Here is a 296-nt window from a genome sequence, read left to right on the forward strand (position 1 = left end):
CGTTTCCAGCTCGCGCATCGCCTTCAGGCCCAGCGGCGTGGCGGCGTTGTCCAGGCCCAGCAGGTTGGCCGAGACGTTCATCGTCATCGCCCCCTGCGCCGGGTGCCCGGCCGGCACGCCCGGGAACCTGTCTCTTATACACATCTGACGCTGCCGACGAAGAGAACCTAGTGGAGGGGGGGGGGGGGGGGGGGGGGGGGGGGGGGGGGGGGGGGGGGGGGGGGGGGGGGGGGGGGGGGGGGGGGGGGGGGGGGGGGGGGGGGGGGGGGGGGGGGGGGGGGGGGGGGGGGGGGGGG

At 80.4% G+C, this 296-nt stretch carries 1 pseudogene; it reads right to left on the bottom strand.

The annotated features are described in order from the left end of the window. Positions 1–296 (bottom strand): annotated as a pseudogene (locus tag JHD63_RS23535) (hypothetical protein); the annotation flags it as partial.

It is taken from the genome of Xylophilus sp. ASV27 (assembly GCF_016428875.1).
GTDB lineage: Bacteria > Pseudomonadota > Gammaproteobacteria > Burkholderiales > Burkholderiaceae_C > Xylophilus.